This is a genomic window from Salibacterium qingdaonense (assembly GCF_900114715.1).
GTDB classification, from domain to species: Bacteria; Bacillota; Bacilli; order Bacillales; family Marinococcaceae; genus Salibacterium; species Salibacterium qingdaonense.
Genome location: NZ_FOTY01000012.1, coordinates 66,312 through 89,313, shown reverse-complemented (window position 1 = coordinate 89,313; position 23,002 = coordinate 66,312). Strand labels below are relative to the sequence as shown.

At 47.4% G+C, this 23,002-nt stretch carries 23 protein-coding genes, 2 pseudogenes and 1 riboswitch; of the genes and pseudogenes, 15 read left to right on the top strand and 10 right to left on the bottom strand.

What is annotated here, in order from left to right; genetic code table 11:
- From BM058_RS18270 to BM058_RS10815, 4 genes and pseudogenes are all read left to right on the top strand, one after another.
- Window positions 1-200, top strand: a pseudogene (locus BM058_RS18270) (ISLre2 family transposase); the annotation flags it as partial.
- A gap of 405 nt (window positions 201-605) precedes the next feature.
- The gene (locus tag BM058_RS10825; RefSeq protein WP_245736943.1) at window positions 606-2,024 is read left to right on the top strand and encodes a DEAD/DEAH box helicase; all 1,419 of its coding nucleotides are present in this window, start codon (window positions 606-608) and stop codon (window positions 2,022-2,024) included.
- 112 nt (window positions 2,025-2,136) lie between these two features.
- On the top strand, window positions 2,137-4,032 hold the full coding sequence (locus BM058_RS10820) for an ABC-F family ATP-binding cassette domain-containing protein (protein ID WP_090927055.1): 1,896 nt from the start codon (window positions 2,137-2,139) through the stop codon (window positions 4,030-4,032).
- A 70-nt stretch (window positions 4,033-4,102) separates the two neighbouring features.
- Complete coding sequence (locus BM058_RS10815) at window positions 4,103-4,891, top strand: TerC family protein (protein ID WP_090927054.1); 789 nt, start codon at window positions 4,103-4,105, stop codon at window positions 4,889-4,891.
- Window positions 4,892-5,023: 132 nt separating this feature from the next.
- On the opposite strand, the gene BM058_RS10810 is transcribed toward BM058_RS10815, so the two are convergent.
- On the bottom strand, window positions 5,024-5,656 hold the full coding sequence (locus tag BM058_RS10810; RefSeq protein WP_177195522.1) for a superoxide dismutase family protein: 633 nt from the start codon (window positions 5,654-5,656) through the stop codon (window positions 5,024-5,026).
- A gap of 266 nt (window positions 5,657-5,922) precedes the next feature.
- On the opposite strand from BM058_RS10810, the gene BM058_RS10805 reads away from it, so the two are divergent.
- Together BM058_RS10805 and BM058_RS10800 are read left to right on the top strand one after the other, a co-directional pair.
- Complete coding sequence (locus BM058_RS10805; protein ID WP_090927052.1) at window positions 5,923-6,117, top strand: hypothetical protein; 195 nt, start codon at window positions 5,923-5,925, stop codon at window positions 6,115-6,117.
- 28 nt (window positions 6,118-6,145) lie between these two features.
- Entirely contained in the window at window positions 6,146-6,694 is a 549-nt protein-coding gene (locus BM058_RS10800) for a 3-dehydroquinate synthase II (RefSeq protein WP_218151901.1), read from the top strand.
- 19 nt (window positions 6,695-6,713) lie between these two features.
- On the opposite strand, the pseudogene BM058_RS10795 reads toward BM058_RS10800, so the two are convergent.
- Window positions 6,714-7,154, bottom strand: a pseudogene (locus BM058_RS10795) (AhpC/TSA family protein); the annotation flags it as partial.
- Between the two features lie 396 nt (window positions 7,155-7,550).
- On the opposite strand from BM058_RS10795, the gene BM058_RS10790 reads away from it, so the two are divergent.
- The 6 genes from BM058_RS10790 (at window position 7,551) to BM058_RS10765 (ending at window position 12,320) form a co-directional block, all read left to right on the top strand.
- Entirely contained in the window at window positions 7,551-9,389 is a 1,839-nt protein-coding gene (locus tag BM058_RS10790) for a cation:proton antiporter (protein ID WP_090927064.1), read from the top strand.
- Window positions 9,390-9,592: 203 nt separating this feature from the next.
- Complete coding sequence (locus BM058_RS10785) at window positions 9,593-9,916, top strand: DUF2325 domain-containing protein (protein ID WP_090927049.1); 324 nt, start codon at window positions 9,593-9,595, stop codon at window positions 9,914-9,916.
- Between the two features lie 20 nt (window positions 9,917-9,936).
- A complete protein-coding gene (locus tag BM058_RS10780) occupies window positions 9,937-10,425 on the top strand; it encodes a hypothetical protein (RefSeq protein WP_090927048.1) in 489 nt (162 codons plus the stop codon).
- Between the two features lie 148 nt (window positions 10,426-10,573).
- The gene (locus BM058_RS10775; protein ID WP_090927047.1) at window positions 10,574-11,470 is read left to right on the top strand and encodes a diacylglycerol/lipid kinase family protein; all 897 of its coding nucleotides are present in this window, start codon (window positions 10,574-10,576) and stop codon (window positions 11,468-11,470) included.
- An 80-nt stretch (window positions 11,471-11,550) separates the two neighbouring features.
- Window positions 11,551-11,640: riboswitch (cyclic di-GMP riboswitch) on the top strand.
- 33 nt (window positions 11,641-11,673) lie between these two features.
- Window positions 11,674-11,793 carry an anti-repressor SinI family protein gene (locus tag BM058_RS10770; protein ID WP_090927046.1) on the top strand — a complete coding sequence of 40 codons (120 nt, stop codon included), beginning with the start codon at window positions 11,674-11,676 and terminating at the stop codon, window positions 11,791-11,793.
- 200 nt (window positions 11,794-11,993) lie between these two features.
- Complete coding sequence (locus BM058_RS10765) at window positions 11,994-12,320, top strand: helix-turn-helix domain-containing protein (protein WP_090927063.1); 327 nt, start codon at window positions 11,994-11,996, stop codon at window positions 12,318-12,320.
- Window positions 12,321-12,375: 55 nt separating this feature from the next.
- Here the strand turns inward: BM058_RS10765 and BM058_RS10760 are convergent, their stop codons facing one another.
- From BM058_RS10760 to BM058_RS18265, 3 genes are all read right to left on the bottom strand, one after another.
- Window positions 12,376-12,510, bottom strand: coding sequence for an anti-repressor SinI family protein (locus tag BM058_RS10760; RefSeq protein ID WP_090927045.1), 135 nt, complete (start codon window positions 12,508-12,510; stop codon window positions 12,376-12,378).
- A complete protein-coding gene (locus BM058_RS10755; RefSeq protein WP_090927044.1) occupies window positions 12,500-12,871 on the bottom strand; it encodes a helix-turn-helix domain-containing protein in 372 nt (123 codons plus the stop codon). Before BM058_RS10755 ends, BM058_RS10760 begins: the two co-directional genes overlap by 11 nt.
- Window positions 12,872-13,594: 723 nt before the next feature.
- The gene (locus BM058_RS18265; protein WP_177195521.1) at window positions 13,595-13,771 is read right to left on the bottom strand and encodes an SE1832 family protein; all 177 of its coding nucleotides are present in this window, start codon (window positions 13,769-13,771) and stop codon (window positions 13,595-13,597) included.
- 181 nt (window positions 13,772-13,952) lie between these two features.
- On the opposite strand from BM058_RS18265, the gene BM058_RS10745 reads away from it, so the two are divergent.
- Window positions 13,953-14,789 carry an ABC transporter ATP-binding protein gene (locus BM058_RS10745; protein ID WP_407690175.1) on the top strand — a complete coding sequence of 279 codons (837 nt, stop codon included), beginning with the start codon at window positions 13,953-13,955 and terminating at the stop codon, window positions 14,787-14,789.
- Window positions 14,790-14,869: 80 nt separating this feature from the next.
- Here the strand turns inward: BM058_RS10745 and BM058_RS10740 are convergent, their stop codons facing one another.
- From BM058_RS10740 to BM058_RS10730, 3 genes are all read right to left on the bottom strand, one after another.
- The gene (locus BM058_RS10740; RefSeq protein WP_090927042.1) at window positions 14,870-16,909 is read right to left on the bottom strand and encodes an iron ABC transporter permease; all 2,040 of its coding nucleotides are present in this window, start codon (window positions 16,907-16,909) and stop codon (window positions 14,870-14,872) included.
- Between the two features lie 3 nt (window positions 16,910-16,912).
- Window positions 16,913-17,923: an ABC transporter substrate-binding protein gene (locus BM058_RS10735; RefSeq protein WP_245736941.1), complete on the bottom strand. Its 1,011-nt coding sequence runs from the start codon at window positions 17,921-17,923 to the stop codon at window positions 16,913-16,915.
- Between the two features lie 207 nt (window positions 17,924-18,130).
- On the bottom strand, window positions 18,131-19,165 hold the full coding sequence (locus BM058_RS10730; RefSeq protein ID WP_090927041.1) for an ABC transporter substrate-binding protein: 1,035 nt from the start codon (window positions 19,163-19,165) through the stop codon (window positions 18,131-18,133).
- A 228-nt stretch (window positions 19,166-19,393) separates the two neighbouring features.
- On the opposite strand from BM058_RS10730, the gene BM058_RS10725 reads away from it, so the two are divergent.
- A complete protein-coding gene (locus tag BM058_RS10725) occupies window positions 19,394-20,809 on the top strand; it encodes a sodium/glutamate symporter (RefSeq protein WP_090927040.1) in 1,416 nt (471 codons plus the stop codon).
- Window positions 20,810-20,865: 56 nt separating this feature from the next.
- Here the strand turns inward: BM058_RS10725 and BM058_RS10720 are convergent, their stop codons facing one another.
- Entirely contained in the window at window positions 20,866-22,056 is a 1,191-nt protein-coding gene (locus BM058_RS10720; RefSeq protein WP_090927039.1) for an MFS transporter, read from the bottom strand.
- Window positions 22,057-22,269: 213 nt separating this feature from the next.
- On the opposite strand from BM058_RS10720, the gene BM058_RS10715 reads away from it, so the two are divergent.
- The gene (locus BM058_RS10715) at window positions 22,270-22,476 is read left to right on the top strand and encodes a hypothetical protein (protein WP_090927038.1); all 207 of its coding nucleotides are present in this window, start codon (window positions 22,270-22,272) and stop codon (window positions 22,474-22,476) included.
- A gap of 23 nt (window positions 22,477-22,499) precedes the next feature.
- Here BM058_RS10715 and BM058_RS10710 read toward each other — a convergent pair whose 3' ends face one another.
- Window positions 22,500-22,925 carry a hypothetical protein gene (locus BM058_RS10710; RefSeq protein WP_090927037.1) on the bottom strand — a complete coding sequence of 142 codons (426 nt, stop codon included), beginning with the start codon at window positions 22,923-22,925 and terminating at the stop codon, window positions 22,500-22,502.
- Window positions 22,926-23,002 lie beyond the last annotated feature (77 nt).

Sequence of the window (23,002 nt, the reverse complement as noted above, 5' to 3'; positions counted from 1 at the left end):
ATCAAACCCTGCGGGCGGCGTACCTGAACCGGTATCAGCCACGATCGGTGAGACAGCAGCGCCAATGGGCCCGCATGGTGCGAATGACCGACATTCTTCGAGATCCGGTTCGCGAATCCAACGGAGTGATATCCGGAACCATAGCGCTGCACACCGCTCATTCCACAGCGATGGGGCACATGGTCAAAAGCCTTTCGTAGACCTCGTTGTATGGCCTGTTTTCGCCAGAAAACGGGGCATACAACGAGGCCACCAAGCGGAGCGCGGTAGGAGATTCACGGTGTACAACGATAAAGGGCTGGAAGCCGCCGTCTTTCAGAGCTACCGAGAAAAACTTGACGCATACGTGTAGAATATAGATGTAGCGGGAAGTGATCATTTGTGGTATGATAAAATAATAATAAAACGTAGCGATGTTTTTGCATAAGGATAGCGTACATGTTGGAGAAATTGTATCCCTTATAAAGAAACCGGGGTGCAGTTTTTTTAGGTCGTTGGAAGTATATTCCTGGAAGCTGCAGCTTTTTCCGCTGTGAATGTGGCATCATTTGCACGCATCCGGTAAAAATATAGCTGTATCGTTAAATAAAAGGAGAAATGAAAGATTGACATTATTTTCAGAATTGCAGCTTGACAGCCGTATACTACAGGCTGTTCATGCGATGGGCTTTGAAGAATCCACACAGATTCAGGCGGAAGTCATTCCAAAAGCCAAACAGGGACAAGATATAGCAGGACAGGCTCAGACAGGGACAGGAAAGACAGCAGCATTCGGCATTCCACTGATTGAAAAAGTGGCGGGCGGTGAGAATTCACCTCAGGGACTTGTTTTGGCACCGACAAGGGAACTTGCGGTTCAGGTATCCGAAGAGCTGAACAGACTTGGACAGTTTATCGGTGTGAAAGCTCAGGCGGTGTACGGCGGCCAGGATATTTCCCGTCAGATTAAGGCATTGAAGCGGCGTCCGCAGATTATTGTGGCAACACCGGGACGCTTCATGGACCATATGAGACGAAAGACAATCCGTCCGGAACACATGGATATGGTCGTTCTCGATGAAGCAGATGAAATGCTGAGCATGGGATTCATTGAAGATATCGAAACAATTCTCGGTTCGGTCTCCGAAGAACGCCAGACGCTGCTTTTCTCGGCAACGATGCCCAAACGCCTGCAGCACGTCATGCAGAAATTCATGAAGAATCCGGAAGAAGTAAAAGTAAAAAGCAAGGGGATGACCGTCTCCAACATTGATCAGTATTATATGGAGATACCGGAAAAGCAGAAATTCGACTCACTCTGTCACCTGCTTGATATCACTCCCCCGGACCTTGCGATTATCTTCGGACGGACGAAACGAAGAGTCGACGAGCTGTCCGAAGCACTGACGCAGCGCGGTTACGACGCCGCCGGCATTCACGGGGATCTAAAGCAGCAGCAGCGCGACAAAGTTCTCCGCCAGTTCAAAAGCGGTGCGATTGATATTCTTGTTGCAACCGATGTGGCCGCAAGAGGGCTTGACGTTCAGAATGTGACGCACGTGTACAATTTTGATCTGCCGCAGGACCCGGAAAGCTATGTACACCGGATCGGAAGAACAGGCAGAGCCGGCAAAGACGGTTCCGCTGTCAGCTTCTCCACCCCTAAAGAAATAGGACATCTCCGTTTCATCGAAAAAACCATCGACAAGAAAATGAAGAAACAGGATGTACCAACGCTTGAAGAAGCAAGGTACGGCCGTTATCAGCAGGCGGTCAATAAGCTGAAGGAAGCGGCGGAAGAAGAGATTCCGGATGAGCTTGAACAATCCGCGCGTACATTGCTTGAAGATTACGATGCGGTCACTCTCGCAGCCGCAGCCATTGGTATGAATACAAGTGAGCCGGGACAAAAGCAGGTGCAGTTGACAGAAGAAGCACCGATGCGCCCGAAACAAAAGAAGGGCGGCAAACCAGGAAACAGCAACAGCAACAACAAACGAATGGACCGTTCCAAACGGAAACCACGCCCGAAAAACCGTTCATAATGAACGGTTTTTTTCCTGTAGAAGACAGGTGGCGCCCCTGTTTCGGAAAACAAGCATCCGCATGTTATGATGAAAAAGTGCACAGGCCCGCCGGGCGGAAGGAGGAAGAAGAATGAGTGTATTAAGAGCAGAGAACTTATATCAATCGTTCGGGGAAAAAACGTTATTTGACCACATATCTTTCGTTATTGAAAATCAGGACCGGATCGGCCTGATCGGGGTGAACGGAACGGGAAAGTCTTCTCTTTTGAAAATCCTGGCCGGTATTGAATCGCCGGAACAGGGGGAGTTGATTCATGCCAACAGCCTGCAGGTGGAATATCTTCCACAGGAACCGGAGCTGGAAGAAGAATTAACTGTTATCGATCAGATATACTACGGTGAATCCGCCGTCATGAAAACGATGCGCCGGTATGAGAAGGCGCTTGCCGAACTGGAAGAGAATAGTGAAAGTCCAGAAGCTCAGGATAAATTGATGAAAGCCCAGCTGAGCATGGATAACGAGCAGGCCTGGGAAGCGAACACGACGGCAAAACAGGTCCTGACCCGCCTGGGCATTACTTCATTCCGGAAGAAAGTAAAGGAACTGTCAGGCGGCCAGAAAAAAAGGGTGGCTATTGCCAAAGCCTTGATTCAGCCTGCGGATTTATTGATTATGGACGAACCGACAAACCATCTCGACAATGAATCGATTGAATGGCTCGAAAATTTCCTGTCTTCCTATCACGGTGCCCTTCTTCTTGTGACCCACGACCGTTACTTTTTGAACAGGGTGACAAACCGGATCTATGAACTGGATCAGGGCAATCTTTATGTATATGAGGGAAATTATGAACTGTTTCTTAAACAAAAAGCTGAGCGGGAAGCACGCGAAGAACAGGAGGAAGCCAAACGACAGAATATTCTCCGGACCGAACTTGCCTGGCTCCGGAAACAGCCGAAGGCCCGCGGAACGAAGCAGAAAGCCCGTGTCGACCGGGTGGAAGAAATGAAAGATAAGTCCGGTCCTGAGAAGAAACAGGATGTTGATTTTGCAATCGGATCGACCCGTCTCGGAAAAAAAGTGATTGAAGCAGAAGGGATTTCAAAAGCATACGGTGCCGTTACGCTCTTCTCTCATTTTGATTACCTTGTCACGCCCGGGGAAAGACTCGGAATCGTGGGACCAAACGGGAGCGGTAAGACAACACTTTTGAATGTGCTTGCCGGAAAAACAGAAGCCGACGAAGGCTGGATCGAACGCGGCCCTACGGTTCGGATTGGGTATTATTCGCAGGAACAGGAAGACCTCGATGAAAATAAACGAGTTATCGAATTTATACGGGAAACAGCGGAAATAGTTACAACGGCCGATGGAAGAGAAATCACCGCCGAACAGATGCTGGAGCGCTTTTTGTTCCCGCGTCCGCTGCAGTGGAACTACATTTACAGGCTGTCCGGTGGAGAGCGGAGGAGGTTGTATCTCCTGAGCGTACTGATGGAAGAGCCGAATGTATTGTTTCTTGACGAGCCGACAAACGACCTGGATACGCAGACGTTAAGTGTTCTTGAAGATTACCTGGATCAGTTTCCGGGGGTTGTTATAACCGTATCCCACGATCGTTACTTTCTCGACCGGGTTGTGGATGCGCTGCTTGTTTTTCAGGACAATGGAACCATTGAGCGGTATCAGGGCAATTATAAACAGTTGATGGAAGAACGAAAAGAAGCGGAAGCTGCCGCAGCCGCCGCTCCGAAGCCGAAAACAGACGAGAAACCCAAAACATCACGTAAAAAAATGTCCTACAAAGAGAAACAGGAATGGGAAACCATCGAAGCAAAAATCGATGAACTGGAACAGGAAAAAGCAGCCGTCGAAGAGCAAATAGAAAAGGCGGGAAGCGATTTTGAAAAAGCCCAGGAATGGATGGAAAGACAAAAAGAACTCGAAACAGAAATTGAAAAAGCGGTGGAACGTTGGACGGAGCTTTCCATCATTGCCGAAGAGCTCGAAGAAATGAATAACTAATACGCCTGCTCTGCATAAACTTAACCCTGAGAAGGTAACCTAGGGGGAGTAATGATAAAGGAAGATGATTATGGAAGCAGGAGTACTGATGGAATACGGCTGGGTGCTGTTGGTACTGATTGTGCTGGAAGGCATCCTGGCTGCTGATAACGCGCTCGTTTTGGCAATTATGGTAAAAGGACTTCCGGAAAAACAGCGGAAAAAAGCCCTTTTTTATGGGTTGGCCGGAGCCTTTGTGTTCCGTTTTGCTTCGTTGTTTGTCATATCGTTTCTCGTCAATGTCTGGCAGGTGCAGGCTGTCGGCGCGTTGTATCTCTTATTTATGGCCGGGAATCACATTGTACGGAAAGTCTGGCTGAATAAAGATAAGTCCCCGGAAGAAAAAGCCGAAGAAAAGAAAGCTGGTGCTGCCGGATTCTGGGGGACCGTGTTGAAAGTAGAAGTCGCTGATATCGCATTTGCCGTTGACTCCATCCTCGCCGCGGTTGCCCTTGCTGTTACCCTTCCGAATACGCCGATTGGTAATATCGGCGGTCTCGATGGAGGTAAATTCATCATTATTTTAACAGGCGGACTAATTGGCGTGATCATTATGCGGTTTGCGGCAACCTTGTTTGTGAAGCTGCTTAAACAACGTCCGGGGCTTGAAATCGCTGCTTTTATGATTGTCGGGTGGGTCGGTATAAAACTTGCCATTTACACCCTTGCGCACCCGGATCTGGCTGTACTGCCGGAAGCGTTTGCCGAATCCACCCCGTGGAAAATCACGTTTTACAGTGTACTTGTTCTCATAGCGCTTGGCGGCTGGTTTCTTTCCGGTAAAAAAGAAAGCGATGATGAAAAAGGTTCTCCGGCCTGAGCTGTCACGATTCTTGTGGCGGCTTTTTGATCTGAATTTTCCCGGCTGGACGTCCTCCTCCGTCTCTTGACGAAAAATCCCCCTATGCAGGCCGCGGAGCAGACTGCGTAGGAGGATTGGCTGATGAATGGATCAGGCACCGGCAGGTTTAATAACACCACATGATATTCTGCTCCCGGAGTCTCCTGTCATCAGTGTCTGTTCGTCAGGACCGGGTTCGCCGGTTTCAGATTGAATGTAACGGTCTGGAATGTTGGCAAAATTGTTCGGTCCATCGTGAAGAATGACAGCAAGATTCCCGTTGACCAGCTGCTCTGGTGTGATTCGATCGAGTGCGCTCACAAGATAAGCAGAGCCGTCGGTCATTCCAAACAACGACGGCATATCACCGGCGTGGGAGCTGTGGCTTGTTCCGCCGGGATTGAAATGGCCTCCGGCAGTAGCGAACGGACCATCTGCTGCATTTGGTTCACAGAGCCCGGTCTCATGAATATGAAATCCGTGAAATCCTTCCGGAACTCCTTTCTCAAAAGAAGTCTGCATGAGGACACCATCCTTTTCTTCATAAAAACGGACGCGCCCGATTTCTGTTTCCTCTGTATTTACCATTCCGGCTTCTGCGATGGGGCTGTCCTGCATAGCAGAGTGGTCGGAAGAGACTTCTTCTGCTTCCTGCCCCGGCATGCTTTCCTCTTCAGGCGGAGCACATCCGGCAGCTGCGCCTAAAACAGCCGCAGCTATCAGACTTTTTCCTTTTTTAAACATAGTTTCGTCCTCCTTCATGATCATCCTTGCCATCCTGCTCTGTTTTTATTCCAGTATAAAGTACATCAAACGGCTGTTACTGCAGGGCCGGGATAACAAGAAATAAATATATCTTCGGTAAACCCGGATATGACGGAAACCAAAAGAATAGTTTCTGTAAGCGGAAGGAAAAAACAGCCATGTTTTCTCTGAAAAAAGGTGCTGAATAAAAAAAGGTACGTTATACTGTATATAGATTGAAAAAGGAATAATGAAGGTGATTGCAGTTGAAAAACATTTTAAAAATCATGACCGGTGTCTGGTTTATTCTGCTGATGTTTCAGATATTATCTTCATTCGCGGTGACGATTGCCGGTGCACCGGATATAGTAACAATACTGATGACGGCCGGATTTGCGGTGGTCGTTGGAAGGGAGTTCAAGCGCGGTATTGTCCGGGAAATGAAACAGGACTCCACGTGATTATGAAAACGCAGAAAGGGAGATCGATGTGCAGAACGAAGAAAGCTTAACCTATGGAACCGTAGAAAAGATAACGCCTATTGGTCAGGGGACAAGGGTATGCATCGATACAGTGGATGTTTTGACACCGACAGAAGGAGTACTTGCGGGCAACACGGGTCACGGGTACGTGCTCATTCTGTCGGAAAACCGGGAGTCAAACACGTATCCGCCGCGTTCCTTCCGAATTAACGCAGGAGGTCTGCACCAATACCTTTATCAACAAGGGAGCACCCGCTATCTCGAAGAAGTGCGCGGCGGCGATACGCTGATTGTATATAATGGAACGGAATCAAAAGGGGTCCCTGTCGGAAGGGTGAAGATGGAAAAACGTGACCTGGTACGAATGGAAGTGAATGCCGGAGGGGTTCGTTTGTCAGCTGTACTTCAGGATGCAGAAAGTGTTTTTATGCTGCAGGAAGATGGAACGGCCATTTCCATCAAAGAAGTGAAAGAAGGCGCCCGGATATCCTGTTTTTTGGATGAACCCGGGCGTCACTTGGGGGAAAAAATCGAAGAGCAGATTAACGAGTTTTGAAGAAAGGACAGGTATCGCTCTACCTTACATACTTATCGGCTGCCTGTTTAAGCTCTTCGATGGAAGCGTGATGTTCCGGGGAATCATCGACATGCTGCCACCTAAGCCTGCTGTCAGCATCAAACAACCACGCGCCCCCTTGAATGAATACGTCTGACTTCTGCATGGAGGCTTTGACAACTTTTCGCTTTTCCTCCTCTTTGGGGAGCATATCTTTGACTTTCCCGGTAAGCGATCCGAGAATGGCTTTGCCGAGCAGTTTCACCCGGTTCATGCTTTGATGCCCAAAGCCCCGGAAAGCCTCTTTATCCGGATCGGCATATAAAGGAAACGGGTAAGGACCGTACGCTTCTTCAAATTGGGAAAGCAGCGTAACAGAAGCCGGGAAGATGGTAATTATTTTAACACCACGTTTCTTCTGGAAATCGTCTGCGTGCTCACGCAACTGCGCGAGAAAATCTCTGCAGTATGGTCAACCTGGGTGGCGGAGAAAAATAACAAACGCCGGTGTCCCTGCTATTCTATTTTCCAGGTGGCAGTCCGCACCGTCTGTTTTTTTCAGTATATAGTCGGTATCCACTACTCAACCTCCTCATTTCATCTACACTCTATTGTAAAGTTTTTATGAATCAAAGCCAATGGATTGAAAAAAACCCTTTTGGTGTTGTATTGTTTTGTTTCGGGCATCATCACACGAACAACAACATACACGAATCATTTCACATACAAACACGTCATTTGCATTACAGCATACCGCTGTCTGCATATCGGATGTATCTGCAGCGCTTAAAAGGGGTGGAGTCTGCCGGTGGAAGCGCTGTTTGCATGTCACACGAAAGAGAGAGAGGAACCTGATATGTTTGATTCAATTTTGTCCCACTTGATGCTGATTGGAGTACTCGGGATAGGGTCACAGTGGTTTGCATGGCGCTTTCGCATGCCGGCGATTGTCGTCATGTCGGTGGCGGGTCTTTTGGTCGGTCCGATATTCGGGGTCATGACGCCGAGTGAGGATTTCGGTACGCTGTTTAATCCTATTATATCAGTAGCTGTAGCCATCATCTTATTTGAGGGAAGTCTGAACCTGGATTACAGGGAGATCCGGGGTCTGGGGAAGTCAGTGTACCGGATTATTACATTGGGTGCTTTTCTGGCCTGGATTTTGGGTTCATTGACCGCTTATTTTGTGGCCGATTTGTCATGGGCTGTTTCCTTCGTCATCGGAGGACTTTTTATTGTTACAGGACCTACCGTCATTCTTCCGCTTCTCCGACAGGCAAAACTGAAAGCCCGCCCGGCTGCAATACTGAAATGGGAAGGGGTGGTGGTTGATCCTCTGGGGGCGCTTCTGGCCGTTTTTGCATTTGAAATCATTCAATTTCTAACCGTGGATTCTGTAACGGCAGGCGCGCTTCTCTTATTCTTTCTTGCTTCCCTGTTTGCCATTGCCATCGGCTGGGCATGCGGACGGGGAATAGGCTGGATGTTTGAGACTGGGTTTGTTCCTGAGTTTTTAAAATCACCAATTGTCTTCACCGTTGTCATTGCCTGCTTTGCTTTGGCAGATGAAGTGATGCATGAAACCGGACTACTTGCGGTGACAGCGATGGGGATGACGATGGCAAATATGCATATTGCTTCCCTGAGCGACATGAGACATTTTAAAGAAAATATATCCGTGCTGCTCCTTTCCGGAATCTTTATTATGATTACCGCTTCATTGGACCGGGATACCCTGCTTCAGGTGTTTGACCCGCGGATCCTGACATACGTTCTGTTAATGCTCATTGTCGTCCGGCCGTTGTCGATTTGGCTTTCCACGATCAACACGGAGCTGTCTTTTAAGGAAAAAGCATTGGTCGGCTGGATTGCTCCGAGAGGCATTGTAGCCTTGACGGTTGCCGGCTATTTTGCAAATGTGCTGGAACAGGCAGGTTATCCGGGGGCTTCCATTGTTACACCTCTGACATTTGCACTTGTGTTTGCCACAGTGTGTGCCCATGGTTTCTCCATCGGAGCACTGGCCCGGAAGCTGGGATTGTCACTGGAAGGAAAACCCGGAGTGATTATCGTAGGCGGCAGTTCTTTTACGACAGCCCTTGCCAAAACGCTGAAATCGATGAACATTCCCGTTCTTATCACAGATACGTCGTTTGAGCAGTTGTTTAATGCCAGAGCTGAAGGAGTGCCTTATTACCGGGGTGAAATTTTGTCCGAGCAGACGGAATATTACCTGGATCTAACCCCCTACGAGAAATTAATTGCTGCAACGGACAAAGATTCCTACAATTCTTTGGTCTGCACGACGTTTGTTCCGGATATCGGCCGGAATGACATTTTCCAGCTCAGCTGGCATGATCCGGACAAAGAACATCCGGATGATCTGGTTCTGCGGATTGGTGGACGCATTCTGTTTGAAAAAGGTGCCACCTATGCCGAACTGAACCGCAAAATTGAACAAGGATATTATTTTGTGCAGACCAGGCTATCTAAGCAGTATACGTATAAAACATTTCTGAAGGATATTCAGCCGGATACACTGCCGATTCTTAATTTTAAACCTACAGGAAAATTTGATTTCTTTACAAGCGAGGCACCGCTGAAACCAGAAGCCGGTGATACGATCATCTGCATGGTACCACCGGTGCGGCTGATAGAATCCGGTGAAATGTCCCCGGAACAATCCGATGAATAGCATTCAATTCTCCCGGCGCAAAAAGCCGGGAGTTTTTTAATGGAAGACCCCGGTTCGGAGCTGCCTCAGAACGCGATGTCCTTTGCTGAACAACTGCCATTAAGGTGGGAGCGCTTAGCGTATTGACAAAGGAAAAGAAAACCAATAGACTATAGGTAAGATTTATTGAGAATGATTATCATTATTGTCGGAGGTGCTTTCCGTTGGATACGTTAATGATTGTAGGGGCGGACAAGTTGGGTGCCATACCGAAGAGGCTGCAGGAGGCGGGATTTCAGGATATTTCCCATGTAAGCGGTAGAAAAGTGAAAATGGTGCATAAAAGCATTCCTGAACACGTGGATTTGATATTGATTCTCACGGACTTCATCAATCACAACATGACGGACAAACTCAAGCGCAAGGCAAAAGAACAAAATGTTCCCGTCTGTTATGCAAAGCGGTCGTGGTGTTCCATCTATAAAACACTCGTAAACTCAGAGGAAATCTGCCGGAAATGCCCGGCAATCAAGAATATGTCACAATAATCAGCGGTGGAGGGGTACCGATGAACGAGGAACCGGAATACATGCAGCATGCTATGCAGAAAAGACCGGGCTGCAGCGTGCAGAACTATTTCAACATTTTGCTGGAGATACTTGCTGCAGGAGATAAAGTTACATCCGCTGATCTGCTGCGCTTGATGAAGAGAAACTGGAAACTCGTTTCCGTCGACCAATTTTCTGATATTTATCAGTATATAGTTTCTCTTCCTGTTATTATGGATGAATTACTGAAAATCTTCTCCGCATTTCCACTCCCCGGGGAATACTTCCAGGAACAGGTGGAAGATGTACTCGTTGCAGGGTGTATGCTTTACGGACAGAAGAGAGCAGAAGCATGGATGTTTATCCACGGCAAAAAAGAGCACAAGGATTATCTTCTTTTCCGCGCGGTACACGCATTGGAGCAGCATTTTCCTGACATATCCTGGACGCTCACAGCTTGCGATCCACTTTCGGGAGAGCGCTTCTGCCGCAGAAAATACATCCCATAAGACATATCTTCTGGTGAAAATATCCATAATGTCTCCCATCTCCTTATGTGGAATGGGAGCTTTTTGTCGAAGCTGGTCGACTGGGTTTACAAACATCATTTTGAAGGTTACATTAAAGTGTAGATTACTTTGCAGAAGGATGAACGGAATGTACGAAAAAGCACTGATGCTTATAAATGGGAACTCCGGGCCGTCGTTTATTCAAAAAAATATCGAGCTCACAGCAGGGATATTAACCAGTCATATTGAAGAAATAGTTATCCGAAAAACGCTGTACAAGGGGCAGGCAGAGGAGGTGCTGCAGGAAAAAGGGCATGAGTATCAGCTCATTATAATACTGGGTGGTGACGGCACCGTTCACGAATGCGTGAACGGACTTGCTGCACTGGAACACCCTCCTCAAGTCTGCATTCTTCCGGGTGGCACATGTAATGACTTTGCGAGGACGCTGGCTGTCCCTCAGAACATAAAGAAAGCCGCTGAAAGTCTGATGAATGGAACAACGAGATACGTTGATATCGGTACAATAAATGAGCGCTTTTTTGCAAATTTTTATGGAATAGGCCTGATTGCACAGACTTCGGAAAATATTAATGGAGACTGGAAGAATAAACTGGGAAAAGTGAGTTATCTGCTTAGTGCCCTTCAGACATTCACTAACCCCGAGCCGTTTTCGTTTGAATTGACACTCGACGGGGAGACTGTGGTGGATGAGGGGGTGATGGTTCTTGTCGTTAACGGTAATTTTATCGGAGCATCACAGCTCCCGTTTCCGGGAATTGTTCCGGATGACGGCTGGTTCAATGTTTTTATCGTCAGTCAGGGCGGGGCTTCCCTGCTGCGGGAATACCTGACAGCGAAAAATCCGTTTACCTGGGACCCCAAACCAACGGATGTGAAACATTATCAGGCCCGGCACGTGAAACTGGATACGCCGGAGCCGATGAAAGCAGATACAGACGGGGAGATTTATATGAAAACACCGGCAGTTATTGATAACCTGCCTTACCGTATTCCTTTCCTTGTACCGGATACACCAGTGTAAATCGTTTTAAATTAAAAGTGTGTAAAAAAAGAATCGGGCTGTACAAGTAAAACATAAACACCGATTCACAAAAACCAACCTTGAGAAAAAGGCAAATCTGTCGAAAGACAGGGACGCAAAGTCACAGGCCTGTCGTCATTTTCAGTGACTACGGCGGCTGGGCTGCCTAAGGCATTCAAATAAGCTTTAGGGGGTTGTATCAAATGCAGAATCCGGAAAAGTTTGATCAGGAATGGGTGATTCTGATAATGGAAGCGAAAAGAGCAGGATTAACGGCGGAAGAAGTGAAAGCATTTCTTAACAAGGAGAGCGTAAGATCCTGACAGGTAAGAGCCAATCTGCTGAAGGTTGGCTTTGTTTATTCAAAAACCAATTTGTCACCTCCGTCTGCACGGAAGTATCAATCTCCGTCCCGTCATGTCAGATATTTCAATTGTTTTTGTCGTTCATTATAACAGACATCCATTCGTTATATGTTATAATCATGGCATACAGGTAAAGAAAAAGGAGTCCACCCATGACGATGATTGGAGACAGAGTAAAAAAGTACCGTAAAGAAAAAGACATTTCGTTGACAGAACTCGCTGTACAAGCCGGTGTAGCGAAATCTTATTTAAGCGCAATGGAACGTAACATTCAGACTAACCCCTCCGTGCAGTTTCTTGAAAAGGTATCCAGTGTTCTTGATGTACCGGTAGACGCTCTGCTGAAAGATGAAACGGAGCAGGAAGAATACGAGCTCGATGAGGAATGGCGTTCAATCGTTCAGGAAGCCATGGATTCCGGGGTGACGAAAGAACAGTTCAAAGAATTCCTTGAATTCAATAAATGGCGCTCTAAAAATAAGTGATGTGACACTTTATCCTTAAATGGGATAAAGTGTCTTTTTTCGTTCCGGATTTTCTTCACCCCGAATGATCTTCCTTACTGCCGGTTAGAAAGGTGAGCACTTCTTCAGGAGATAGTCCGATATGTTTTGCTTCATCCATAAGCTCCACCCATTCTCTGTCCAAATGATTGGTTTCTTTGTCACCGCTCATGCAATTTCCCCCCGTTGTTCTTGTTTTGCTTCGTCCAGTTCACGTATTTGATATAGTCCTGAAAATGTTTAAACTGTTCTTTACTGACCCCTTCCTGAATGGCCTGCTCTATAAGAAGAACCCATTCTTCATCGAGCAGCACTTCTTCGTTTTGGAACTCCGGCAGTGTATCCTCAATTAATTCTTCAACCGTTATATCCATGACCGCCGCAATTTTTTTCAGTACATCGATAGATGGATTTTGTTTTACGTTCCGTTCTATATAGCTTAAATAAGATTTGGAGATGGAAGTCAGTTGTGATAAATCCGAAAGGGAAAGTCCCTGTTTTTTCCGGTACGATTTTAATTTATGACCCAGCATATCTCTTTCTCCCCTATATCTATTCTTTTGTTCATTATATAAAACAAAAATAGATTTTCAAAAAATGAAATCGGAAGGAATAAAGAGTAAATACGTTATATAGAACATAAATCGTTCTATATAACGAAAAATAGAGATATTTAAGGCTTTTCAGCGTGTTTAATTCGTTATATATTACTCTTATATTCTATAAAACGAACAAAAATGAGAGGGGCATATGGAAATGGTGAGACTGCGGGGAGGCACCTATTATACATGGATTCATGGACATTTAGTGGTGCTGTTTCATATCAAGGGTAATCGGTGCAGTCTGTATATTGACGGGTCATTCAAAGGGAGGGCGCCTTTTCACTACACGAAGGCAAAGATTCACAGAATGAAGCAGAATAAGAAGCACGATATGCTGTATTATAAGGGGAACAACATCTGGGAGGAGGGACGCAAAGGAGTCCTTGTTCATGTGAAAGCATGAAAGGATAAGGGAGCTCTCTTTCTCTTGTTTATTGACAAGGGGCAATGACATCTCAGACAATAATGAAAAAGAGATGTTGTATGAAGGAGAGTTCCCATTGTTCCAGCGGATGCTTGTTATCTCCCTGATTCTTATAGTCTTATGTTTCATCGGTTATTATTTCATTCTAAACAGTCCGGGATACGCAAACACTGTACCGGCTTTTTACTAAATGAAAGAGAGGAGACCCTGTTGGGCCGTCCTCTCTTTTTTCATTTTTTTTGGAGAGCCTGGTTGAGTTCTTTCATTTCCGTTTCAATAAGTTCGAGTTCCCGGATCGCTCCGGCGGCATTGCCTCCAACGGTTTCCAGTTTATCAAGATCGCCTTGAATGCGGATATAATCCATTTTCAGATGCTGGATTTTTTCTTCAATTTCTTTTCGCTCCATCGTTTCAGCCTCCATTTCGTATCTGTCCGTAAGATATCATAAGGTGGCGCGTGACTCAATTGATAAGATTTTTCAATAAGTATTGCAAATAGAAACATAACCCTTTATAATTTTCAGTGAAAATGATTATCAATGTTATACTGTATTGCGACTTGGAAAACCGAAAGGGGTATCAGACATAATGAAATTGTCTACCGAGCATATAGCAGTCGCCTATCATGATCAAAATATTATTGAAGATATGAACATAGAGATACCCGATGGCGTCATTACGTCGATTATCGGGCCGAACGGATGCGGCAAATCGACGCTGCTGAAAGCTATGTCACGTATTATGAAACCCTCACAGGGCGCAGTTTATTTAAGCGGACGCAATATACATGAAATGAAGACGAAAGAAGTAGCCAAAGAAATGGCTATTCTCGCCCAGTCCCCTGATATTCCGCAGACGCTTACGGTGTCCCAGCTCGTTTCGTTCGGGCGTTATCCGCACCGCCGCGGAGCCGGACGTATGACAGCCGAAGACAAAGAAGCGGTAGAGAAAGCAATCGAAGATACAGGAATGATGGAATTTAAGGACCGGACGCTCGATGCCCTGTCAGGCGGGCAGCGCCAGCGGGCCTGGATTGCGATGGCTCTGGCTCAGGAGACCGAAGTTATGCTGCTCGATGAACCGACGACATATCTTGATATGGCCCAACAGCTTGAAATACTGGAACTGCTCGAGTCGCTTAATAAGAAAGAAGAACGAACCATTGTCATGGTGCTGCATGATTTGAACCACGCAGCCCGCTTTTCAGATCATCTGATTGCCATGAGAGATGGAACGGCCGAGCATATAGGAAGCGCGGATGAAGTCATAAGCAAACCGGTTCTTCGTAAGGTGTTCGGCATCGATGCTTATGTGGTGGAAGATCCCCGTACGAAGAAGCCTGTCTGCATGACATATGATCTGGTAGGCCGGCATTTGGAATCCGTTCCGGACAAAGAAGACAGTCAAACGATGGCTAACGCTTAAACATTGGTCTGTGAACCGCCCGGATAGCGTTCGTCATAGAAAATAAGGATGGAACCTGAAGCATATTCAAGGTTCCATCCTTATTTTTTGGATGTCCGGTTCATCAGCCATAGAAAGAATGGTGCACCGATGACGGCGGCTACAAGACCGGACGGTATTTCTTTTGGCGCCAGCAGCATCCGCCCGACCGTATCGGAAATGACGAGCAGAGAAGCGCCGAGAAGCAGCGCCACCGGCAGAATCTTCCGGTGATCCTGGCCGACGAGCAGGCGTGCGAGATGCGGGGCAACGAGGCCGATAAAACCAATCGTTCCAACCGCTGCGACCGCCATCGCTGCCGCAAATGTCGCGGTAAGAGCAGTTACCCAGCGTACAGCTCCTGTCCTTATCCCAAGTCCGACGGCGGTCTGGTCACCGAGGGAGAGGATATTAAGTTTAGTTAAAAGAAAAGCGGCAGCAGGAATCAGCGCAACAATCGGCCAGATCAAAAACTGCTGAAGCTCACTGTAGCCTGTCGCATAAGTACTTCCGGACAGCCAGGTCAAAGCGGAGGCGGCATTCATATTGGAACGGGTGATGAGAATCTGGGTTACTGCGCTTGCGGCAGCGGAGACCGCAATACCGGTAAGAGCGAGAATCGATGGATCGAAGTCTGTTTTCCACGAGAAAAACAGTACGATCGCAACGGTGAGAAAAGCACCAATAATGGCTCCCGCCGGAAACCAAGCGGCCGAAAGTCCGGAAAATACAAACATAACCAGCAGCACCCCGACACCGGCGCCGGATGTGATCCCGATGACGGACGGGTCGGCAAGCGGATTGCGGAGAATTCCCTGAAACAACAAACCACTTAATGAAAGCAGGATACCGGCGGCTGCGGCAGCGAGAATTCTGCCAAGCCGGAGGTCGAAAATAATGTAGCTTTGTCCGGATGCGCCGCTGCCGAAAAGGGCGTTCCACGTGTCAACAAAAGCAAATCCGTCCCCGCCGCCGGCCAGAGCAGCAAAAAAGGAGACTATAAGAAGGACCGCCGCCGCACTGACGATGAACGGATAGGGCAGAGACAATACATTGCCGCCGGCAGAAATACTTTCCTGTGACCGTGACCCAAAAAGGGTCTGCCTGTGTTTGACAATCAGCCAGACGAGCCAAGGCCCGCCGATCAGCGCTGTAATCGATCCGACCGGAAGTTCCGACAGGGAAGGATCGAGGAATCGTCCCAGAATATCAGCACCGATCAAAAGATTGGCTCCCCACAACATCGAAGCACCGATTAGCATACCGTGCAGCTGGAATCCCGCCAGCCGGATAATATGAGGCGCGATGAGCCCGATAAACGCGACAGGACCTACTACACTCACCGGAAGCGCCGTAAGAGCAACGGCTGTGAAAAACATCAGAACCTGAATCAACCGGACTTTTTCTCCAAGGGTCCGGGCCTGGTCTTCACCAAGCAGAAGCAGATCCATTTTCGTCCCGAGCCAGATCATAAGAAGAAACAGCACAGCCAGCCACGGTAGGGTGAAGAGTACTCCCTGCCAGTCCTGCTGCACAAGCGTGCCATTCCCCCATAAAAACAGGCCGGATGTTTCATATTCAAAGAAAATCTGGAGCACGGAAGTGAAGGAGGAAAACATTAACGTCAGCACCATACCGGCAAGGGCCATCCTCACCGGGGTGGCCGATTTTCCGCCGGACATGACAAAGACAAGAACAGCCGCGAAGGCCCCGCCCAGAAAGGCGAGCAGAAATCCAAGATTATCGAGCCAGGCGGCCCCTGACACCGTGCCCAGAATAACGAAAAAATAAGCGCCGGAATGCACACCCAGTGTACTAGGTGACGCCAGGGGATTTCTGGTCAATGTTTGAAAAATGACACCGGCCGCCGCAAGGGCCGCACCGGACAAAATACCGATGACAATTCTCGGCAGGTAGACAGAGCGGACAATCTGGTGGTTCAGGTCACTTCCTGATAAAAACAATGTCTCCCAGACGGTGCGAAGCAAAATATCTCCCGTACTTTGATATAAATGCAGTAAAATAAGAAAAACGAGGAGAACGGCCCCTCCGCCAAACAGAGAGACAGTCCTGCTCCTATGTAAACGTGTGTGTGTGGTCATGTTTTATTCTCCTGTCAGTGCCTTGACTGCTTCCTCTGCAAATACCTCAGCAGACAGTGGACCGCCGAATGTCCATGTATTGCCGGGAAGAGCATAGATACGGTCCTGCTCAACAAAATCCAGGTTCTCCCAAACAGCGTTTCCGGCCAATTGATTTTTGATCACATTATCATCTTCCTGCGTAATATGCATAAAGTTACTGTTTTGATAAGGCGCGAGATCTTCAACGGTAGAAGTGGCAAAACCGTATGCCTGAAATGTCGAGGCTTCATATGCATTTTTTAGTCCGATTTTATTTAATATTTCCATAATCATCGCATTGTCGGTGAACAGGCGCAGGGTTGCTGTTTCATTGGAGCTGAACGTCTGTGAAAGCAGAATGTCTGTACCGGTCAACCCTGCATCGCTCAACCGGGTTTTCAGCTCGTCGTACCTTTGATCAAGATTTGATAGAACCTGCTTGGCCTTGTCCTGTTTTCCTACAGCCTTGGCGATGGTGTTAAAAGTCGTTTCCATCTCCTCATACTGGGTCTGTCCGCCTTTTTCCGGATACGGCTGGAACATGAGTGTAGGTGCGATGTCATTTAGTTCCCCGCTGATATCTTTATGGTTGGTCATTGTCGTAATGATGAGATCAGGGTTCAACTTGGCGATTTTCTCGAGGCTCGGCTCCGGGCGGGTACCTACGTCCTGCACGTCCTCCGGTAGTTCCGGTTCAATATTAACATAGTTTTGGTACCCTTTGATATCGGCAACACCTGCCGGATTTACGCCCAAAGCCAGTAAATCTTCCACATAGGTCCACTCAAGCACTACGATATTCTGTGGAATTCCATCAAGCTGTTTTTCCCCTGCGGCATCCGTCACGGTAATAGAATGATTATTATCGCTGCTTTCTTTTTCCTCATCACCCGATCCGGTATTACTTGAGCTTCCGCTGTTTCCACACGCCGCGAGCGTCAAAACGATAACCACAGCAACGAAAGCCGTGTAAAACATTCTGGTGCTTTTCATGTATAACATCCTCCTCCTATAATTGATAAAGATTATCAATTTCAAAGAAAATCTTACTATGAAAATGATGCCGGGTCAATAGAGCAAGCAGTAATAGACCTTATGCCCCCCTGTATGTTGATATATACTCAGTAAAAAAAAAGCAGGATAACCGCCTCCCCGCTGAAGAGAGGCACTCCTGCTTAGATGCGCCACTGTATTCCTGTTTTATTGAGCTGTCAGAGCTTCCACAGCTTCTTCTGCGAATACTTCCGCCGCGAGTGGACCGCCAAATGTCCAGGTATCACCAGGCAGAGCATAAAGACGGTCTTCCTGTACAAAGTTCAGGTTTTCCCAGACCGGATTGCCGTTCAGCTGATTTTCAAAGACGTTGTCATCTTCCTGGGTGATGTGCATGAAGTGAGCGTCCTGATATGGTTCAAGATCTTCAACGGTACCCGAGACATAGCCGTACGACTCAAAGTCGGATCCATCGAAAGCATTGTTCAACCCAATCTTATTCAGTATCTGCATCACCATAGAGTTATCCGTGAATAGACGGAGGGTAGCCGTTTCATTGGAACTGAAAGCCTGGGACAGAAGAATTTCTGTACCGTCCATGCCGGATTCGGTCAGCTGGGTTTCAAGTTCACTGTAGGACTCTTCCAGATCGGAAAGCACCTGTTCGGCCTGATCCTGCTTGTCTACAGCTTTGGCGATCTTTTGAAAGGTTGATTCCATTTCTTCATATTGGTTTCCCTGACCTTCTTCCGGATATGGTTGGAACATCAATGTCGGCGCAATATCATTCAATTCATCGCTGATGCCTTCATGTCTGGACATCGATGTTATGATGAGGTCCGGTTCGAGCTGGGCAATTTCCTCAAGACTTGGTTCCTGACGGGTTCCGACATCTGTCACGCTCTCCGACAGTGATGGTTCGATATTGACCCAGCTTTTATAACCTTCGATGTCTGCCATACCCTCAGGCTGCACGCCAAGAGCAAGCAGATCTTCGGCATAGACCCATTCCAGCACAACGATATTCTGCGGTGTTTCCTCCAGCTGCGTTTCTTCCCCGGTGGCATCGGTCACCGTTATCGTTTCACTGCTGCTGCTTTCGTCTGTACTCTCCGACGATTCCTCCCCGCCGGAACCGCTGTCATCATTACTGCCGCTGTCTGATCCAACGCCGCATGCGGCCAGCGCCAGCATCATAACAGCAGAGAGAAGTGCTATGTAAAAAGTTTTGCTTCGTTTCATTGAACCTTCCTCCCTTCATATATTGATAAAGATTCTCAATTTCATTAAAAATGTTACTATGAAACCTGAAGCAGGTCAATAGCAAGTTGATTATGCTTCCTCCAAAACATCTTGTGAAAACGAGAAGCATCGTTTCAAACAGTTTGAATACATAGTAAAATAGGGAAACAAATACTATTATGGAATGTAATAATTATTTTCTGAAATGAAGGGAAAGGGAGGAGTTATATGTCCTTTGACGCGATAGGGATGGCTATTGTCATTATCAGTATTATGCTTGCTTTGGGAAAGTGGATCCGGATCCGTATCCCTTTACTGCAGCGCTTGTTCCTTCCGAGTGCTTTAATCGGCGGATTTTTGGCCCTCCTGCTTGGTCCGGGGGTTTTAGGACGTATCACGCAGGGCATGTTCGGACAGGGATTTTTGGAGAACGGACTGTTCACAGCTGACATTTTCGAGGTTTGGGGTGAGATGCCCGGCCTATTAATTAATGTGGTATTCGCCGGGTTATTTATTGGTTTCCGCATCCCGAATCCTAAAGAAATACTCCGCATCGGCGGTCCGCAGATTGCTTTTGGGTATACGCTGTCCTGGGGTCAGTACGTGGTGGGCATCGGATTGTGTCTGCTTTTTTTAACCCCGGTGTTCGGACTTCCGCCGGCGGCTGGCGCATTGATTGAAATCGGCTTTGTCGGGGGACATGGTACGGCAGGCGGGCTGGAGAACACGTTCACCCAGCTTGGATTCGAAGAAGGATATGACTTGGCGATAGGGCTGGCAACCGTGGGAGTGCTGTCCGGAGTTATCGCCGGTATTATTCTGCTTAACTGGGGAGTAAGAAAGAAAAAATCAAACATACTGAAGAAGCCGGAAGATATTTCGGTGGATGCTCAACTGGGAATTAACGAATTTGATGCGAGAGATCCGGCGGGAAACATGACAACATCTCCGACTTCCATCGATCCGCTGACATTTCATGCAGCGTTGGTTGCCATTGCCATTTTCCTTGGTTATGTTCTGCTTGAGGCTCTCAAATGGTTTGAGTCGGTGACGTGGGGCGCATGGAGTGATGTGTACATTTTTGAATACGTTCCATTGTTCCCCCTTGCCATGCTTGGAGGAATTATCCTTCAGCTCGGTTTTACCAAGTTCGACAAATATGATTTGATTGATCGTGGTTTGGTTAACCGCATTCAGGGTCTGTCCCTTGATCTGCTGATTGTGTCGGCACTGGCAAGCCTGGAATTGTCTGTACTTGGCACGTATTTCATTCCGTTTGTTATTCTTGCTGTTTCCGGCATTGCACTTAATGTGCTCGGATTCATATATCTGGCTCCGCGCATGATACCAAACTACTGGTTTGAAAGAGCACTCGGTGATTTCGGCCAGTCCACTGGTGTCGCAGCAACCGGACTGCTCTTGATGCGTGTAGCCGATCCTGATAATAGATCACCGGCTTTTACCGCATTCGGCTACAAGCAGATTTTATTTGAGCCGATGGTAGGCGGGGGACTGGTGACAGCCACTGCCCTGCCGTTCATCTACCAATTTGGAGCTATTCCGGTATTTATTGTAGTAACGGTGCTTATGATTGCTTTTATGCTTCTCGGCCTGTTGTATTACGGACGGAAAAAAGAAGACTAACGCAAAAAAAGAAGGCGGTCTGCCCATGGAAACATCCGGGCGGGACCGCCTTCTTTTCATTGATCTGCGGACTGCTGGAAGAGGGTTTTATCCTCTACCAGGTGCGTGACAACGGTGAGAACCATTCCGAAGAAAATAATTCCTGCCGCAAAAAAAGTGATAATGGCATAAGAATAACTGGCATGTAGAAATACCGTTCCAAGTGTCGCTCCGATTGAGTTAGCGAGGTTAAATACAGATGCCGCGACGGTCCCTGACATCGAAGGGGAATCGGGAGAAGCGATGATGATTTTCGAGTTCAGAATAGGGGTTGTTCCAAACGTCCCTGCTCCAAACAGGAAACACATAACAAACGCCAACACAGAAAATTCAAGAAGGAATGTAAATAACGCTACGATAGCACCGAGCACCGCAAGAAATACAATAAGCCGCTCGGTTAACCGGGCTGGATGAATACGGCCGGAAGCAAAGTTTCCGGCGACAGCCCCCAACCCGAAAAAGAAAAGTCCTGTGGTAATACCGGTTACACCGAACCCGGCGAATTCACGAAGCATTGGTTCGGTGAATGTATAAGCGGTAAACACCCCGGAAAAACCGAATACAATAATGGCGATAACCATCAGAGCGCTTTTGTTTTTCAGCATACCGGCCAGTTCTTTTTTCAGCTGCGGAGTGCTGGAAGGTTTTATATTCGGTGTAACGATGGCAAGACCGGTGAAAGTCAATACACCGAGCAGAGCTATGAACCAGAAAACGAGTCTCCAGTCCAGTATTCCTCCCAGAAAAGAACCAAAAGGGACTCCAAGCATGATGGCAATAGTCAAGCCGCCCTGGACAGCGGCAATGGCCTGTGTGCGTTTTTGGGGGGCGGACATCTGAACAGCAAGAGACATACAGAGACCGAAAAACGGGGCGTGCATCGCTGCCGAAAACAGCCGGGATAAAATCAATACTTCAAATGTTGGTGCGGCAGCGGCCATGATATTGCTGATAATAAAGATACCTATGAAAACAAGCAGAAGAGGTTTCGGAGAATACTTAATGGTAACCATGCGCAGAAGCGGTCCAAACACCGCTACACTGATGGCGTAAACACTGAGCAGCACCCCGGTTGTCGATACTTCCACATTCAGCCCTTCGGCAAACTGTGTCAGTAAGCCGGTGACGACGTATTCTGTCATGCCGACCGCAAATGTTCCCAGCATAAACACCGCTAAAACAGCGTTACGCGGAAATTCGAGCTTCATCGTTCATTCTCCCCTCTCTCTTTTATCACAAGTCACTATCGTACGCCATGGTTCCTGAGCTTGTCCAGATATTAAGACCTGAAAAACAGAAAAAAAATACACTCCGTCAGGATAGGACAGCTGTTGTTTGAATAGTATGAAAAAAGGAAATGGATCTATAAAAGGTGCGTGCAGGAGTTTTTAATACGTGGCAAAAGAGGGGAGGGGAGGAGATTGGTTTCCGATATGTTGTGGATTGCAGCAGCTATTCTTATTATTGCCGGAATGTTTTATATGGATAGAAGACGTCAGAAAAATAAAACCGAGTTCGATCAAGGGGAATACACCGAAGAACAAAAAGCCGTGGAAAGAGAAGAGGAAAAAGCAAAATCGCGGCGGAACGGACCGCCCGGAGCCGGAGGCATGGGAGGCGGCATGTAGAAGTGCCATTCTCGGGCTGCTGCTTATGGCAGCAGCAGCCGGAAATAAATGAGAATAAATAAATAGAATAACAGCAATAGGATAGAAAAAATCATAATCGCCCACATATAGGGGAGTTTCACATACCGGGACTGCTTTCTGATGGTAACCGCTGATAAACTAAAAGATAAAAACAGAGCACCGAGAAGAAAATAAACAACCCACTCGGCAGCCTGCTCCCACGGCAGAAAATAAATGAATGGCATCAAGGCCAGAAGGGCGCAGATTAAGCCGAAGGCATACAGGGAAAACCGGAACAGGTAATGGTCCAGTTTAGATTCTTTTAACTGGCGTCTGCGCTCCATCCGGCTTAAAGCTTCCATTGGATCGGCCGTGGATCCAGTGAGCTGTTTCCATTTTTGTTTTAACGATTGGGGATGAAGCTGTTCAATAATAGATTTCAGGCGCATGTCGTCTCTCTCCTGTTTATATCACTTTGAGCAGTGTATCATACATAACAATAAAACAGAATCCAACCGAAATCCTG